Raw genomic sequence first — 16,202 nt, forward strand, 5'->3', positions numbered from 1 at the left:
GTGTCTGCTGCCGCGGCAGCCGTCTTGCGGGCGTGCGGCTGCAAACTAATTCCAGAGGGCCGGAGATCCGGGCCCCTCTGATAGTCCATGCGACTATGATGTCGGACTCTCTTTCATGACCGATGCCGCTGGCAGTGATCCCGCTGGCGGTATTGCGCGCTTCGGAGCGCTCCTGAGGAGTTTGACCAGATGCGGCCACACGCGTCGCTTGTTGCTATCAGCCCTTGCGGCTCTCGCCCCAGACATCACCAGCCCAACAATCACTCCCCCGCTCAAACCTCCCGGAGTCCCTCGGATGGCGGCCCTGATCGTGATGGAACCGGAGCGCCTGCTCGTCGCTTGGTATGGAACCGGTGCGCTGATGCGCACGGGCATCTCGTATACGGGAGACAATCGTGACCACGGGGGGTGACCAGGTATCGATCGCGAAGGCGCCGCCGTCGCGCTCGGCCGTCGCAACGCGCCGTCTCTTGATGATCATCAACCGCGGCAGCCGCTCCGGCGGCGAGGCCGCGGGCACTGCCGTGTCGCGGCTGAGTGCGGCCGGCTATGATCTCGTGATCTCGGCGCCGCATAGTCCGCGCGAGGTGGCGCCGTGGATCGAAGCCCATGCCGACGATGCGGAGGCGGTCGTCGTCGCCGGGGGGGACGGCAGCCTGAACGCGGCTGCGCCCGCACTGGTCAGGACCGGCCTGCCGCTCGGCATTATTCCAGCCGGCACCGCCAATGACCTTGCCCGCACGCTCGGCCTGCCTGATGACATGGAGGCCGCGGTCGACGTGATCGCCGCCGGCCACCGCCGCCAGATCGATCTCGGCGAGGTCAATGGTCATCCATTCTTCAACGTCGCAAGCCTCGGCTTGAGCGCCGAGCTCGCGCGGCAACTGACCAAGGAGACCAAGCGGAGGTTCGGCCGGCTCGGCTACGCGATCACGGCGCTCAAGGTGCTGACCAATGCGCGGCCGTTCCGGGCCATGATCGTGTCGTCCGACGGCGCGGCGCGCGTCAAGACCTTGCAGATCGCGGTCGGCAACGGCCGCTATTACGGTGGCGGCATGGCCGTCCAGGACAGCGCGGAGATCGACGATTCCCATCTGGATCTCTATTCGCTGGAGATCGGCCGCGTCTGGAAGCTGTTGGCGATGGCCTATGACTTCCGCAAGGGCCGCCACGGGCTGTGGCAGGAGGTGCGGGCCACGCGCGACACATCCTTCGAGATCCGCACGCGGCGTCCGCGCCCGATCAATGCCGATGGAGAGCTCGTCACCTTCACGCCGGCGCGCTTCGGCGTGCTGCCGCGCGCCGTCTCCGTATTCGTCCCCAAGGCCGGAGGGCAGGATCGCGCCTGACGCGATGGCGCTTGATCCGCCGCTTGCGGCCGCTCGTTTTCGACTGATCACCCGATTGAGAGACCCATGACCAAGCAGACCCGCTTCAATCTCTGGTACGCCATCGTCGCGATCTTCGTCGCGATGATGATCCACAATGCGTGGACGAGCTATCGCCAGGTCGCCGTCATTCCCTACAGTCAATTCCAGGATCTCCTGTCCGCCGGCAAGGTGAAGGAGGTCGGCGTCTCCGAGAACTATCTGGAAGGCACGCTGAAGGAGCCGCTGCCCAGCGGCCAGTCGCGCTTCGCGACGACGCGCGTCGACCAGGAGTTCGCCAAGGAGCTCAGCAAGGCCAACGTGACGTTCACCGGCCGCGTCGAGAGCAACATCCTCGGCGACATTCTCTCGCTGGTGATGCCGATCGCACTGTTCTTCGGCGTCTGGTACTGGCTGTCGCGCCGGATGATGGGCGGCGCCGGCGGGCTCGGCGGCGGCCTGATGCAGATCGGCAAGAGCAAGGCCAAGGTCTACGTCGAATCCAACACCGGCGTCCGCTTCGACGACGTCGCCGGCGTCGACGAGGCCAAGGACGAGCTGCGCGAGATCGTCTCGTTCCTGAAGGATCCGAAATCCTATGGCCGTCTCGGCGGCCGCATGCCGAAGGGCGTGCTGCTGGTCGGCCCGCCCGGCACCGGCAAGACGCTGCTCGCCAAGGCGGTGGCCGGCGAGGCCGGCGTGCCGTTCTTCTCGATCTCCGGCTCGGAGTTCGTCGAAATGTTCGTCGGCGTCGGTGCGGCGCGCGTACGCGACCTGTTCGAGCAGGCCCGCGCCAAGGCGCCCGCCATCATCTTCATCGACGAGCTCGATGCGCTCGGCCGCGCCCGCGGCATGGGCCCGTTCGCCGGCGGCCATGACGAGAAGGAGCAGACGCTCAACCAGCTGCTGGTCGAGCTCGACGGCTTCGATTCCTCGACGGGTCTGGTGCTGCTGGCGGCGACCAACCGGCCCGAGATTCTCGATCCGGCGCTGCTGCGCGCCGGCCGCTTCGACCGCCAGGTGCTGGTCGATCGTCCGGACAAGCCGGGCCGCATCCAGATCCTGCAGGTGCATCTGAAGAAGGCCAAGCTCGCTGTCGACGTTGATCCGGAGAAGGTGGCCGCGCTGACGCCCGGCTTCACCGGCGCCGATCTCGCCAACCTCGTCAACGAGGCGACCTTGCTGGCAACGCGGCGCGGCGGCGACGAGGTCAGGCTCGACGACTTCAACAACGCCATCGAGCGCATCGTCGCCGGCCTGGAGAAGCGCAACCGGCTGCTCAACCCGAAGGAGCGCGAGATCGTCGCCTATCACGAGATGGGGCATGCGATCGTTGCGATGAGTCTGCCGGGCACCGATCCCGTGCACAAGGTCTCGATCATTCCGCGCGGCGTCGGCGCGCTCGGCTATACCATCCAGCGTCCGACCGAAGATCGCTTCCTGATGACGCGCGAGGAGCTGGAGAACAAGATGGCGGTGCTGCTCGGCGGCCGCGCCGCGGAGCTGGTGGTCTACGGCCATCTGTCGACCGGGGCCGCGGACGACCTGCGCCGCGTTACCGACATCGCGCGCTCGATGGTGACGCGCTACGGCATGTCGGAGCAGTTGGGCTCGGTCGCCTACGAGCGCGACAACCAGTCGTTCCTGGCGCCCGGCGTCTCACGCAGCGCCGAGTATGGCGGGGCCGCAGGGGATGCGATCGACGCCGAGGTGCGGGCGATCGTGACATCAGCGTTGGAGCGCACCCGCAAGCTGCTGCAGGACAAGCGCGACGTGCTGGAGCGCGCCGCGCGCCGCCTGCTGGTCAAGGAGACGCTCGACGAGACCGAGCTGGCCTCGCTGATGAAACAGGACCAGCGCGCCGGCGATCTGGTTGCGGCGGCGAAGCCGATGTAGTTGGTGCTGTGTAGGGGTGGGCAAAGGCGCAGCCGTGCTCATTCTACGAGCGAGATCGTGAAGGCGCCGTGCCCACCATCTGATCGCTTGCTCTGCCGCACGACGGTGGGCACGCTGCCGCCTGACGGCGACTGCTTTGCCCGCCCTACGAAGGCGCAGCGCATTGACCTCGTAGCCCGGATGAGCGGAGCGATATCCGGGGTCTCCAACGCTGCCTGCGATGAACCCGGATGTCGCTGCGCTCATGGGCTACGAGGTCACCGTCGCGGCCACATCCGGGCCAATGTCTCGTCCTTCTTGACGAACTCATGCCAGAGCGTGGCGGCGATGTGCAGGCCGACGACGAGATAGACCACATAGGCCAGCGCGTCGTGCGTGATCTCGCCGGCCTGCGCGATCGTCTTGTCGCCGGCGAACAGGCGCGGCCAGCTGAACGTCCAGAAGTAGCGCAGCGAGTAGCCGCCGGCCGACGAGAACATGTAGCCGGTGACGGGCATGACCAGAAGCAGCGCATAGAGCGTCCAATGATTGAGCTGCGACAGCGCGCGGACGATCGGGCCGAAGGCGGCCGGAGCTGCCGGGGCCGTCGTGCGAGCCCGCACGATCAGACGGAGAATGGCGAGCAGAAACAGCGTGACGCCGAGCGACTTGTGGATTTCCAGCAGCTCGCGCCGCGGTGATGTCCCAGCCGGCTGCAGGCCGCAATAGAGTCCGATCAGCATGGCTGCAATGAACAGCAGCGCCGTTGCCCAATGGATCCGTCGCAGCAGAGGATCATAGGTCGCCGGCATGTGGGTGTCTCGTCGGTGGGGGAGCAGGACGACCTGCATAGGCGCTCGTCTGGTCGGTGTCGAAGGATCAGAGGTCGACGACGAGATGTCGGACAACCGCACAAAGGTATCTGCTGATCATTTTTGAGTGATTCCATGCGTGCCGCTCTGTCAGTCGCGCCTCCGGTGATCCTCAAGCGCCGAACCGGCCTGTGGGGGGCGATACGCCGTCCCCCGTTCGATGTCTGCATCGGATCAAGCGACGATGTTGCCTTGCGGATGACGGGCGGTGCTGAGAACTGAGCGGGTGTCCTGCAGGCTCGCGCAGGGATTGCGCCTTGATTTTCTTGCAATTGCGGACCAATCTCCCTGCCGGCATTCTGGTCGGGGGGCCTCGTGTCCAATCCTGTTGCAAAGAACATCGTGCTGTTGTCGGACGGGACCGGCAACAGCGCCAAGGCCGTGTTCAAGACCAATGTCTGGCGCCTGTTCCAGCTGCTGGACCTGCGCGATCCGCGCCGGCAGGTCGCCTTCTATGACGATGGCGTCGGCACGTCCTCCTTCAAGCTGTTCGCAGCCCTCGGCGGCATCTTCGGCTTCGGCCTGAAGCGGAATGCGATTGCGATCTACAGCTTCTGCTGTCGCAACTACAAGCCGGGCGACCGCATTTACTGCTTCGGCTTCAGCCGCGGCGCGTTCACGATCCGCATCGTGGCGGCGATGATCGCGGGGCAGGGCCTCGTCGCTTACAACAACAATGAGGCCGACCTCGCGCGCTTCGCTGCGGACGCCTATCGCCGCTATCGTCGCCGCTACAACACCGGACTTCTCAGATATCTCGGCAAGATCGGCCTGGACCTCCGTAAATGGCGCGATGGGGGGATCAAGCTGCTGCGCAGGCTGCAGGGCGTTGCGCCCGAGGCTCCGCCAGCAGTCGAGGTCGAGAGCGTGCATTTCGTCGGCATTTGGGACACCGTTGACGCCTACGGCGGGCCGATCGAGGAGATGACGCGCGCCATCGACTATTGGATCTGGCCGCTGTCGATGCCGGACCAGTTCATGAATTCCAAGATCCATCGCGCCTGCCACGCCCTCGCGATCGAGGAGGAGCGTGACGCCTTCCGCCCGGTGATCTGGGACGAGCGCTATGTGTGGGGACGGGACGATGCCGTCCCGGGCCGCAGTGACAAGAAGGACTGGCTGTTCGGCATCGATCACGATCCGCGCAGCGAAGCTGCGAAACTCGCCGACCCGCCGCCGCATCTGCGCACCGACCTGCCGCCACGTGACCGCGAGCGCATCAGCCAGGTGTGGTTTACCGGCGTGCATTCCGACATCGGCGGCGGCTATCCGCAGGATGGCCTTTCCTATGTGACGCTCGATTGGATGCTCGACCGCGCCCAGGCCTATGGTCTCGTCTATCTCGACGGGCGGCGCAGGCTGCTCTACGATCCCGAGATCGATCCGCTCGATACGCTGAACGACTCTCGCAAGGGGCTGGCTGCCTATTATCGCTACAAGCCGCGCAATCTGCGCGAGATCTATGACGCGCCGCCCTACAAGCTATCGCTCCGGTACGATGTCAGTCGCATCAAGTGGCTGCTTCATTCGCCGTTCAAGGCCCAGACCGGGCTTCTTGCTGACGATCTGCACCCGAGCCTGCCGCAGCCACCTCTGCCGCCGGTGAAGCCGACCATCCACCGCACCGTGTTCGAACGCATTGGGTCGGGTCCCGATCACTATGCACCGGTGGTCGTACCCGCCGCTTACCGCGTCACGGATGAGACCGATACGCCGGTCGATGCGCCGCATCCGCTCGATCGCGGGCACGCGCGGACGCGGGTGCAGGACGATGTCTGGAACTGGGTCTGGCTGCGCCGCGTGGTCTATTTCGCCACCATGTTCGCGCTGCTGTTCGTCGCAGCGATCCCGTACGCCGTCATCTATCGGCCGCGCTTCCTCTATGACCCCCTGCGTGTGGTGGGCGATCCCCTGGTCAACGCGGCGGCTGCGTTCCTGCCAAGATTTCTCGATCCCTGGTTCGTAGCGTTCCGGGATTCGCCCGGCTTCCTGCTGATCGGGGCAGCCGTGGCGCTCGGCTTGACGGCGTGGGGCACCTCACTGCAGCGAACGATCCGCGACGCCGCACGCATCGCCTGGAACGATCCATCCCGGCACAAGCCGGTGACCGGCTGGCGCGCGACGGTTTATTCGCTGCGACGCCAGGGCTGGTACATCGCCGGTTTCTACGTCCTGAAATCGTGGATCTTCCCGACCGCCATCATGTTCTGGCTGTTCTGGTGGCTGGCGTTCGGCGCGGCCAACACGGCCGGTCTGTTCTGCAAGGCAACACTGAGGCCGACCGAGGTCAACGAGACAGAGATCGGGGCATGGCATAATGGAAGTATCCGGCCGTTGTTCGAGACGCGCCACCATTGCTATCCGACAGCGCTTAGCGTGGCGCAGGACGAGACGTATCAGATCACGCTCGATGTCGGAGAGGGATGGAGCGACGGCAGCATCCCTGCATCCCCGGCCGGCTTTGGTTACGGGACCTGGACGCAGCTACCGGGCCTGCCGTTCAAGCGGCTGATCTGGTCGAACTGGTTCGCGCCCATCGTACGGGTGGGCAGCACGGGATTGGAGGAGCATCTCCCCACCTTCCGACCCGAAGCACCCGGCAGTAGCCGCTGGACGGCCGAGTTCACCGCACGCAGCGATGGGGAGGTGTTCGTCTACGTCAACGACACCTCCATCCTGTTTCCTTGGTTGTTGTATCGATTCTATTTCAACAACAAGGGCAATGCGGCCGTCTCGCTGAAGAAGCTGTAACGGCGCGCGCCGTCACTCGGCGCTGCCGAACACGCGCCGGAAGATCGTGTCGACGTGCTTGAGGTGGTAGCCGAGGTCGAATTGCTCGTCGATCTCGGCGTCGGTGAGATACTTCTTCACCTCGGCGTCCGCCTTGAGCAGGGTGCGGAAGTCGCCTTCGCCGCGCCATACCGGCATCGCGTTGCGCTGGACCAGCTTGTAGGAGTCCTCGCGGCTCGCCCCCTTCTGGGTCAGCGCGATCAGCACGCGCTGCGAGTGCACGAGGCCGCCGAGGCGGTCGAGGTTCTTTTCCATGTTGGCGGGATAGACCAGCAGCTTCTCGACCAGGCCGGCGAGGCGCACCAGCGCGAAGTCGAGCGTCACGGTGGCGTCGGGACCGATCATGCGCTCGACCGAGGAGTGCGAGATGTCGCGCTCGTGCCAGAGCACGACGTTCTCCATCGCCGGCGTCACATAGGCGCGCACCATGCGGGCGAGGCCGGTGAGGTTTTCCGACAGCACCGGGTTGCGCTTGTGCGGCATTGCGGAGGAGCCCTTCTGTCCCTCCGAGAAGAATTCCTCGACTTCCAGCACCTCGGTGCGCTGCAGGTGGCGGACTTCGGTCGCAAAGCGTTCGACCGAGGAGGCGATCACGCCGAGGGTGGCAAAGAACATCGCGTGGCGGTCACGCGGAATCACCTGGGTGGAGATCGGCTCGGGCGACAGGCCCATCGCCTTGGCGACGTGCTCCTCCACCCGCGGATCGATCTGGGCGAAGGTGCCGACAGCGCCGGAAATCGCGCAGGTCGCGACCTCCTTCCGAGCGGCGACCAGGCGCTCACGCGCGCGGGAGAATTCCGCATAGGCATAAGCGAGCTTGAGGCCGAACGTCACCGGCTCGGCATGGATGCCGTGCGAGCGGCCGATGGTCGGCGTCATCTTGTGCTCGAAGGCGCGCGTCTTCAGCGCCGCCAGCACGCGGTCGAGATCGGCGAGCAGCAGGTCGGCGGCGCGGGTGAGCTGGACGTTGAGGCAGGTGTCGAGCACGTCCGATGACGTCATGCCCTGGTGCACGAAGCGCGCCTCGGGGCCGACGATCTCGGCGAGATGGGTCAGGAAGGCGATGACGTCGTGCTTGGTCTCGCGCTCGATCTCGTCGATGCGGGCGACGTCGAAGGTGGCGTCCTTGGCCTTGGCCCAGATCGTCTTGGCCGCGTCCTTCGGGATCACGCCGAGCTGCGCCAGCGCGTCCGCCGCATGCGCCTCGATCTCGAACCAGATCTTGAACCGGGTCTGCGGCTCCCAGATCGAGGCCATTTCGGGACGGGTATAGCGGGGGATCATCGACGGCGCTCCGAGGCGGGAGGGAAGGTGGGCGGGACCGGGCGTCCGCGCCAGCATTTTACGCCGCGCTTTACCAGAGCGGCCGGATCGACACAAACGGCGGTCTTTCCGCTCGGCCGGTGCGATCGAGGTGGATTATGATACCGCTCGAAAAAATCGCGCTGACAGATATTGAAATCTGTCAGCGCGATGGTGTATGTCTCTGCCGCTGTCATGCTGAAGATCAACTTGCACTGTCTGACCATGGGTTCAGCGGTTTCAACTGCGAAGGACCGCTTCGATGAAGATTGAAAAGCGATTGTTGCACTCACAATTTCAGGACTGGCTGAATCACCAGGTCGCGCGTCACCTGGAGACCCAGGCCGCCAAATTCCGCGCGCCGTCGTCCGCCGATCGGGCCGAGACGATCCAGATCAAGGCGCATACGTCCGACACCGATATGGTGCACGCATGAATGAGGCCGTGGTTCTGACATCCGAGCGCATCCTCGAAGTCACCGAGGACGTGTTGCGCCGTTACGGGCTCGCCAAAGCGACGGTCGTCGACGTCGCGAGAGCGCTCGATGTCAGCCACGGCTCCGTTTATCGTCACTTTCCCAGCAAGGCGTCGCTGCGCGAGGCGGTGGCGCGGCGCTGGCTCGAGCGGGTCAGCGCGCCGCTGGCGCAGATCGCGGCCGAGCCGGGACCCGCGCCGGCGAAGCTGGAGCGCTGGCTGCGCGAGCTGTTCGGCGCCAAGCAGAAGCGGGTCTGTGAAGATCCGGAGATGTTCGCGACCTATCTCACCCTGGCGCGCGAGGCGTGCTCGGTGGTCAAGGCGCACAAGCAGCACCTGATCGCCCAGGTCGAGGGCATGATCGCGGAGGGGGTCGCGCAGGGAACGTTCCACGTCACTGATCCCAAGACCGCGGCCGCGGCGATCTTCGACGCGACGAGAAGTTTTCACCATCCCGCTCATGCCGACGAGTGGGGCGAGTGCACCTGTCAGGCCCGGGTCGATGCCGTGCTGACCCTGCTGCTCCGTGGACTTCAGGCGCGCTAGGCGCGCGTAGCCCGCATGAGCGCAGCGACATGCGGGTTCACACAGCTCGTAGGGTGGGCAAAGGCGCGTTGCACGACATCGCCTTGGGCCGAGATCGCGCGCCGTGCCCTCCGTCGATCAGCGAACTCATCAGTTTGATGGTGGGCACGGCGCCATTGCTGGCTCGCATGCGGCGACAGCACGGCAGCGCCGTTGCCCACCCCACGGCAGCCTACAGATTCGTCAGCCCGCTGGTCACCGCCAGCCGGACGAGCTGCGCATCCGTCTGCAATCCCGTCTTGGCCTTCACCAGATAATGATAGTTCTGCACCGTCTTGACGCTGAGGTGCAGGTTGGCGGCGATCTGCTCGGTGGTCAGGCCTGACGCGAACTGGCGCAGGATTTCGATCTCACGCTCGCCGAGCCGGTCGAGCACGGTCTGCTGCGGATCGAGACTGTCAGCGGCCAGCACGTGGGCGACGTCGTCGCTGAGCGCGCGCTCGCCGTTGATGACCATGCGGATCGCGCGGACCAGCGCCGACGGCTCGCTGCTCTTGGTGACGAAGCCGCTCGCGCCAGCGGCGAACGCCGCCTTCACCAGCGGCGCCTCGCCATGCATCGAGAACACGAGGATGCAGGCGCGGTTGTCGCGGGCGCGGATGTTGCGGATCGCCTCCAGCCCGCTGGCACCCTTCATCGAGATGTCGAGCACGACCACGTCGGGTGCATGCGTCTTGAACGCGCCATAGGCCGCCGCGGCGCTGTCGGCCTCTGCGATGACTCGAAACCCGTCCTGGCTCTCCAGCACGCGGCGATAGCCTTGCCGGACCACCGGGTGGTCGTCGACCAGCAGGATCGAAATGCCTATGCGCTCGGGCATCCCGGTTGTCTCAGGCGGCCAGTGGAATTGTCGCGGAGACGCTGAGCCCGCGCGCGGCCGGCCCGATCGACAGCGAGCCGCCGACCGCGGCGATGCGCTCGCGGATTCCGGTCAGGCCGAAGCCGCTCGATTGCGCCAGCAGGGTCGCATCGCCGCCGCCGTCGTCCTCGACCGAGATCACGAGCGCACTGTCTGGACCCTGACGGCGCTCGACCCGCAACGACACCTCGCTCGCACTGGTGTGGCGCAGGGCGTTGGTCAGGCATTCCTGCGCCATCCGATAGGCGGTGACCGCGACCGGGCCCTGGATGTCGGCGAGGTCGCCGTGGAGGTCGAGCCGGATCGCGGGCCGCGCGGCATGCTGATAGTTCTCGGTCAGCGCGATCAGGCCTGCGGCGAGGCCGAGCTCCTCGGTGAGCGGACGGCGCAGCCGGCTCAGCGTGCCGCGCAGGCACGCCATCAGATGGCTGACGGACTGCGTAATCATCCGTGCATCCTGGGCGACCTGATCGTTGCGGCCGCTGCCGGCGCTCTCGATCGTCGAGGCAAAGGCGAGGATCGCCGTGAGGTTCTGCCCGAACTCGTCGTGCAGCTCGCGCGCCAGCGCGCGCCGCTCCTCGTCGCGGATGTCGAGCAGCCGCTCGGTCAGCGCGGCGCGCTGCTCGTTGGACTGGGACAGCCGGTCGCCGAGCTCGCCGACGGCGCGGCCGATCATCGCGAGCTCCATCGAGCGGAAGCGCGGCAGCGCGGGGCGGTGGTCGCCCTCGGCCATCCGCTGCAGCGCCTGGACGATGCTGCGCGCCGGCGCCAGCGCATGCGCGATCGCCAGCGAGGCCAGCACGCCGATCGCGATCGCCATCGCCAGCGCCACACCAAAGCTGTCCTGGATGCGCAGCCAGGCGAGCTGGATCGCCGCATCGGGATCGGCGATCGCCGAGACGGTTCCTGCCGTGGTGGCGCGCGCGCTGATCGGCTGCGCGACCGCGGCGTGATCGCCGAGGATGGCTTCCACGGCGCCTGAGAACCAGAGCGGCGGCGCAGCGCCGAGGCCCTTGCTCTGGCCGCACAGCGGCTTCTCGAACGCTGCCTCGGGCTTGAGCTGGACGCAGATGCCGGGCGCGATCAGCTTCATGGTCTCGGTCGTGCGCCAGTCGGGCAGCGGCAGCAGCCGCTCCCGCGACCGGTTGCTGCGCAGCAGCAGCTCGCGCCAATACAGCGCCTCCAACGCCTGGGAGACCCGGTCGGCCGATGCCGCGGTGGCGCGGTCGACGCTGCGATAGGCGTCGACCGTGACCCATACGGCCGCGGCGGCCAGACACAGCAGCACGATCAGCGCGAGGCGCGCAATGAGCTGGAGCACGAGACGCATGCGATCCTCTCCACGGCTTTTGCCGCAGCGTAACAATGGGATGGTGCTCCGCCAAGCAAATGCACTGCAGCAAGCGGCAGGTTGGGAAATTTTCCCGAGAGCCTCGAGGCAGATGTCTTTGGACGCTGTTCCGCCGCTCTGCTTAACTCCTCTGCGAAGCGCCGAACGAAACGGCGCGCATCGGGAGTTCATGCATGAGCGTGGTCAGCAGTGCCGAACGAGTGGAACCTGCGCGCGACGCAGCCGAGCGCGGGCCGCTGCTGCTCTGGATGATCTTCACCGGCCTCACGATATTCGCCGCCGTGGTGCTCGCCCGCTACGGCTATTTCCACCTGATGGTCGCCTCCGACCGCACATACATCTCCAGCGTTATCGCCGTGCTCTACGTCGCCACGTGCTGCCATTGCTTCTGGCGCACCAGAGCGATCGCGCGCGAGGCGGATGCGGCGCGGCGCTGCCGCGCCGTGCTGATCGGGCCCGATGCGGCGCGCGCGCTCGAACCTGATGCGCAGTTGCTTCCCAAAGGGCTCGTCACCAACCACATCCGCAGCCTCGTCACCAAGGCGCAAACGCAAGGGGCAGGGCGCCTCGACCAGACGCTGCTGCTGCGGACGCTCGCCGACCGCTTGCGCGGCTCCAACGGCTTCGGCGGCTTCGCCTCGGACACGCTGATGAAGCTCGGCCTGCTCGGCACCATCATCGGCTTCATCATCATGCTGGCGCCGATCGCCGGCCTCGACGTCAACGATAAGCTCGCGATGAAATCGTCGATGGGGCTGATGAGCGACGGCATGGCGATTGCCATGTACACGACGCTCGCCGGGCTCGTCGGCTCGATTCTGGTGCGCATCCAGTACTACATGCTCGATGCGGCGACGGGACGGATGTTCTCGGACGCCGTCATGCTGACGGAGACGCGGGTGACGCCGCGGCTCGAGCGCGCGATGGATCGCGCGCCGGAGCAGGTCGCATGATGGACGATTTCGGACTCTATCCGCGCGAGGAGCAGTTCGACCCGTTCAGCGTGATGCTGTTCAAGGCGCTGCAGATCGTCGCGTTCTTCTTCTTCATCGCGGTGCTCGCGATCTCGCCGGACGCCAAGGACGGTAAGGTCGACTCGAAAGCCGAGTTCCTGATCACGATGGATTGGCCGGACAATCACCCGGATGATCTCGACCTGTTCGTGCAGGACCCCGTCGGCAACATCGCCTGGTACCGGCATCGCGAGGCCGGCTTCCTCACGCTCGACCGCGACGACCGCGGCGGCGCCAACGATTTCATCCTGGTCAACGGTCTGAAGATCCCGTCGCCGATCCGCGAGGAGATCGTCACCGTCAGAGGCATCGTCGCCGGCGAATACACCGTCAACATCTCGCATTTCCAGAACGTTAGCGGTGCGCCGGTCGAGGCCACCGTGAAGGTGCAGAAGCTCAACCCGACTGCGCAGGTGATCTTCGACGACAAGGTCGTGCTCGACCATTCCGGCGACGAGAAGACGGCGCTGCGCTTCAAGCTCAATGCCGAGGGCAAGGTGATCGACGTGCAGCGCCGGCCGAAATCGCTCTTGGAGACGTTCCGCAGCAATTGGCGCAACGGCGCCGATATCGATCCCAAGACCGGCGTCAGGATGCTCAGGCCATGACGAGCAATCTGCAGACCGTCATCGTCACCCTGTCCGTGTGCTACGCGCTGATCGGCGCGCTGCTGCTGCTGGTGCTGGTCTATGCCCGGCTGCCGTGGCAGGCCAAGGCGGTCGCCGTGGTCATCACCAGCGCGTTCTATGTCGGCAGCTTCGTCGGCGCCCGCGGCCTGCTCGGCTGGGCCAGCGTCGACCGGCTGCCGAGGAGCTTCAAGGTGCTGCAGGTGCGGATCGTCGATCCGCACTCCGTCGAGGGCGATCCCGGCACGGTCTATCTGTGGGTCGAGGCGCTCGACGACGACAACCGTCCGAGCGGCGTGCCCCGCGCCTATCGTATCCCCTACAGCGACACACTTGCCGACAAGGCCCAGCACGCCGCCGACCAGATCGCGGCCGGCCATCCGCAGGGCGGCCGCGCCGCCGATTTCGGCACCGGCGACGGTGGCGTCATCGACGCCGCGCGCGAATACATTCTTCCGAAGACGATCATCGAGACCGCCGGCGGCGATCCCTCCACCGGCGAGTTCAAGGCCGCCAAGACCGCCGGCGACGGTGTCTCGTTCACGCCGCTGCTGCCGCCACGCATGCCGCCGAAGGACGAGCAGTAGGCGGCTGCAGCCGTATCCTCCCGCGTGAAGCGAGCGCGCGGGTGATGGCGAGCATTGGGACGTTCCTGGCACGGCGCCTCGAGCTCAAGGTCAACAAGGCCAAGAGTGCGGTCGCCAGACCGAACCACCGCAACGTCCTGGGCTTCAGCTTTACCCAGGGAAGGAAAGCCGCACCGGCGCATCGCAGGGGACCTGCAACGCTGACATTCCGCATCTCTCCGCCTATCTTGTTTGATGTTCCTCAAGTCTCGTGCGACCACGGCCGCTAGCTTGAGAACCGGAGGAAACGGGTGCTGCTGGCGATTTTGACCGACATCCATGCCAATCGGCAGGCCTTTGCAGCCTGCCTCGAGGCGGCGCGTGCGCGTGGCGCGGACCGCCTCATCTGTCTCGGCGACATCGTCGGCTATGGCGCCGATCCGGAATGGTCGGTCGACACCGTCATGGAGATCGTCGCCGGTGGCGGGCTGGCGGTGCGCGGCAATCATGACAATGCCGTCTCGGTCGCGAGTGAGACCATGAATGCCGAGGCGCAGGCGGCGATGGAGTGGACGCGCGGCCGGCTCAGCGCCGAGCAGCGCCGCTTTCTCGCCGAACTGCCGATGAGCATCGGTGACGACGACCGGTTGTTCGTGCATGCGGAGGCCTCGAGCCCGCCGCGCTGGCGCTATGTGCAGTCGTCCGCCGACGCCGCGCGCAGCATGATCGCGACCGAGGCGCAGGTGACGTTCTGCGGCCACATCCACCGTCCGGCGCTGTACTCGATGTCCGCCACCGCGAAGATGACGAGCTTCACCCCGACCGCCAACATGCCCATTCAGCTGTTGCGCGGCCGGCAATGGCTGGCCGTGGTCGGCTCGGTCGGCCAGCCGCGCGACGGTGATCCTGCCGCGTCGTTCGTGACCTTCGACACCAAGACCCGCGAGCTGACCTATTGTCGCGTGCCCTATGACGTCGAGGCGGCGGCACAGCGCATTCGCGACAACGGCCTGCCGCCCTGGCTGGCGCAGCGGCTCTCGATGGGGCGATAGAACATGCCGAGGTCAAAGCTTCAGCCGGGCGTCGTGATCGACGGCTTCACGGTCGGCGAATGCGTGCATTCCGGCGGCATGGCGACGTTGTGGAGCGTCACCCGTCCGGATATCGACCGGCCGATCCTGATGAAGGTGCCGCGCGTCTCCGAGGGCGAGGACCCCGCCGCGATTGTCAGCTTCGAGATGGAGCAGATGATCCTGCCAAAACTGTCGGGACCGCACGTGCCGGCCTGTTTCGGCACCGGCGATTTCGCCACCCAGGCCTATGTGGTGATCGAGCAGATTCCGGGCGAGACGCTGTACAAGCGACTGCCCGAGCTGCCACTGGCTTACGAGGAGACGCGGGTACTGGTCGCGAAGATCGCGACGGCGCTCGCCGACATTCACCGGCAGCACGTGATCCATCACGACATCAAGCCATCGAGCATCATGTTCCGGCCGTCAGGGGAGGCGGTGCTGATCGACTACGGCCTGTCCTGCCATAGGCACCTGCCGGATCTGTTGCAGGAGGAATTCCGCCTGCCTTACGGCACCGCGCCCTACATGGCGCCCGAGCGCATGATGGGGACGCGCAGCGATCCGCGCAGCGACATTTTTTCGCTCGGCGTGCTGCTCTATTTCTTCACCACCGGCGTGCGGCCGTTCGGCGAGAGCGAGACCCTGCGCGGCATGCGCCGGCGTCTCTGGCGCGATCCCTATCCGCCGCGGCAATTGAAGCCGGACTATCCGCCCTGGCTGCAGGAGATCGTGCTGCGCTGTCTCGAGATCGAGCCGGTGTGGCGCTACCCGACCGCGGCGCAACTCGCCTTCGATCTCGGCCATCCCGACCAGGTCAAGCTCACGACGCGTTCGGCGAAGGTGACGCGCGATCCGATCACCACGGTGTGGCGCCGCCGCTTCAACCGCGGCCTGGTGCAGCCGGAACAGAAATCATCCGACGTCGCGGTGCAGATCGCCTCCAGCCCGATCGTGGCGGTCGCGATCGACACCGTGGAAGGCGGCGAGGAGCTCAACGGCGCGCTGCGGCTGACCGCGCAGCGCATCCTCGCCACTTTGCCCGCGGCGCGCCTCGCCTGCGTCAACGTGCTGAAGCTCGGGCGCCTCACCATCGACCGCACCCTGGACGAGGAGGGCAACAACAAGCACATCGACCGCATGGTCGCGCTGAAGCACTGGGCGACGCCGCTCAAGCTCGACACGAGCCGGCTGACGGTGCACGTGCTGGAGGCCGTCGATCCGGCCGCCGCCATCATCGAGTTCGCCGAGGCCAACCAGGTCGACCACATCATCATCGGCGCCCGCCGCGATTCCGTACTGCGCTCACTGCTCGGCAGCGTCTCGGCGAAGGTCGCCGCGGAGGCGGGCTGCACCGTCACGGTGGTGCGCACACGCCACGTGGTGCGCGAGGTGGATGAGGAGGATGACGACGCGCCGGCGAAGGTCGTGTCGGGGACGTGAGACGTTAGA

Annotated in this window: 14 protein-coding genes; 10 read left to right on the forward strand and 4 right to left on the reverse strand. The window is 66.3% G+C overall.

The window, feature by feature from the left end; genetic code table 11:
- Positions 1-395 precede the first annotated feature (395 nt).
- Both QX070_RS12710 and ftsH read left to right on the forward strand, forming a co-directional pair.
- Positions 396-1,349 carry a lipid kinase gene (locus tag QX070_RS12710; protein WP_315737386.1) on the forward strand — a complete coding sequence of 318 codons (954 nt, stop codon included), beginning with the start codon at positions 396-398 and terminating at the stop codon, positions 1,347-1,349.
- Positions 1,350-1,415: 66 nt separating this feature from the next.
- Positions 1,416-3,263, forward strand: coding sequence for an ATP-dependent zinc metalloprotease FtsH (ftsH, locus tag QX070_RS12715; RefSeq protein ID WP_315737387.1), 1,848 nt, complete (start codon positions 1,416-1,418; stop codon positions 3,261-3,263).
- A 257-nt stretch (positions 3,264-3,520) separates the two neighbouring features.
- On the opposite strand, the gene QX070_RS12720 is transcribed toward ftsH, so the two are convergent.
- On the reverse strand, positions 3,521-4,054 hold the full coding sequence (locus QX070_RS12720) for a cytochrome b (RefSeq protein WP_315737388.1): 534 nt from the start codon (positions 4,052-4,054) through the stop codon (positions 3,521-3,523).
- Between the two features lie 375 nt (positions 4,055-4,429).
- Here QX070_RS12720 and QX070_RS12725 point away from each other — a divergent pair, with 375 nt between their 5' ends.
- Positions 4,430-6,865: a DUF2235 domain-containing protein gene (locus tag QX070_RS12725; RefSeq protein WP_315737389.1), complete on the forward strand. Its 2,436-nt coding sequence runs from the start codon at positions 4,430-4,432 to the stop codon at positions 6,863-6,865.
- A gap of 12 nt (positions 6,866-6,877) precedes the next feature.
- On the opposite strand, the gene purB is transcribed toward QX070_RS12725, so the two are convergent.
- Positions 6,878-8,188 carry an adenylosuccinate lyase gene (purB, locus tag QX070_RS12730; RefSeq protein WP_315737390.1) on the reverse strand — a complete coding sequence of 437 codons (1,311 nt, stop codon included), beginning with the start codon at positions 8,186-8,188 and terminating at the stop codon, positions 6,878-6,880.
- Positions 8,189-8,468: 280 nt separating this feature from the next.
- Here purB and QX070_RS12735 point away from each other — a divergent pair, with 280 nt between their 5' ends.
- Together QX070_RS12735 and QX070_RS12740 are read left to right on the forward strand one after the other, a co-directional pair.
- The gene (locus QX070_RS12735) at positions 8,469-8,642 is read left to right on the forward strand and encodes a hypothetical protein (RefSeq protein WP_315737391.1); all 174 of its coding nucleotides are present in this window, start codon (positions 8,469-8,471) and stop codon (positions 8,640-8,642) included.
- Positions 8,639-9,226, forward strand: a complete 588-nt coding sequence (locus QX070_RS12740) for a TetR family transcriptional regulator (RefSeq protein ID WP_315737392.1) — start codon at positions 8,639-8,641, stop codon at positions 9,224-9,226. The genes QX070_RS12735 and QX070_RS12740 overlap by 4 nt, the downstream gene beginning before the upstream one ends.
- A 211-nt stretch (positions 9,227-9,437) precedes the next feature.
- Here the strand turns inward: QX070_RS12740 and QX070_RS12745 are convergent, their stop codons facing one another.
- On the reverse strand, positions 9,438-10,085 hold the full coding sequence (locus QX070_RS12745; RefSeq protein WP_315737393.1) for a response regulator transcription factor: 648 nt from the start codon (positions 10,083-10,085) through the stop codon (positions 9,438-9,440).
- 10 nt (positions 10,086-10,095) lie between these two features.
- Complete coding sequence (locus tag QX070_RS12750; protein ID WP_315737394.1) at positions 10,096-11,454, reverse strand: histidine kinase; 1,359 nt, start codon at positions 11,452-11,454, stop codon at positions 10,096-10,098.
- A gap of 194 nt (positions 11,455-11,648) precedes the next feature.
- On the opposite strand from QX070_RS12750, the gene QX070_RS12755 reads away from it, so the two are divergent.
- The 5 genes from QX070_RS12755 to QX070_RS12775 all read left to right on the forward strand — a co-directional run bounded on the left by QX070_RS12755 (position 11,649) and on the right by QX070_RS12775 (position 16,193).
- Positions 11,649-12,428, forward strand: a complete 780-nt coding sequence (locus QX070_RS12755; protein WP_315737395.1) for a MotA/TolQ/ExbB proton channel family protein — start codon at positions 11,649-11,651, stop codon at positions 12,426-12,428.
- Positions 12,425-13,096 (forward strand): hypothetical protein, encoded by a 672-nt coding sequence (locus QX070_RS12760; RefSeq protein ID WP_315737396.1) that lies wholly within the window; start codon positions 12,425-12,427, stop codon positions 13,094-13,096. The genes QX070_RS12755 and QX070_RS12760 overlap by 4 nt, the downstream gene beginning before the upstream one ends.
- Positions 13,093-13,701 (forward strand): hypothetical protein, encoded by a 609-nt coding sequence (locus QX070_RS12765; protein WP_315737397.1) that lies wholly within the window; start codon positions 13,093-13,095, stop codon positions 13,699-13,701. The genes QX070_RS12760 and QX070_RS12765 overlap by 4 nt, the downstream gene beginning before the upstream one ends.
- A 290-nt stretch (positions 13,702-13,991) precedes the next feature.
- Positions 13,992-14,732, forward strand: a complete 741-nt coding sequence (locus QX070_RS12770; protein WP_315737398.1) for a metallophosphoesterase family protein — start codon at positions 13,992-13,994, stop codon at positions 14,730-14,732.
- A 3-nt stretch (positions 14,733-14,735) separates the two neighbouring features.
- Positions 14,736-16,193 carry a bifunctional serine/threonine-protein kinase/universal stress protein gene (locus QX070_RS12775; RefSeq protein ID WP_315737399.1) on the forward strand — a complete coding sequence of 486 codons (1,458 nt, stop codon included), beginning with the start codon at positions 14,736-14,738 and terminating at the stop codon, positions 16,191-16,193.
- The last annotated feature ends 9 nt before the right edge of the window (positions 16,194-16,202 follow it).

Origin of the sequence: Bradyrhizobium sp. SZCCHNR1093 (genome assembly GCF_032381175.1) — a bacterium.
Taxonomy (GTDB): Bacteria; Pseudomonadota; Alphaproteobacteria; order Rhizobiales; family Xanthobacteraceae; genus Bradyrhizobium.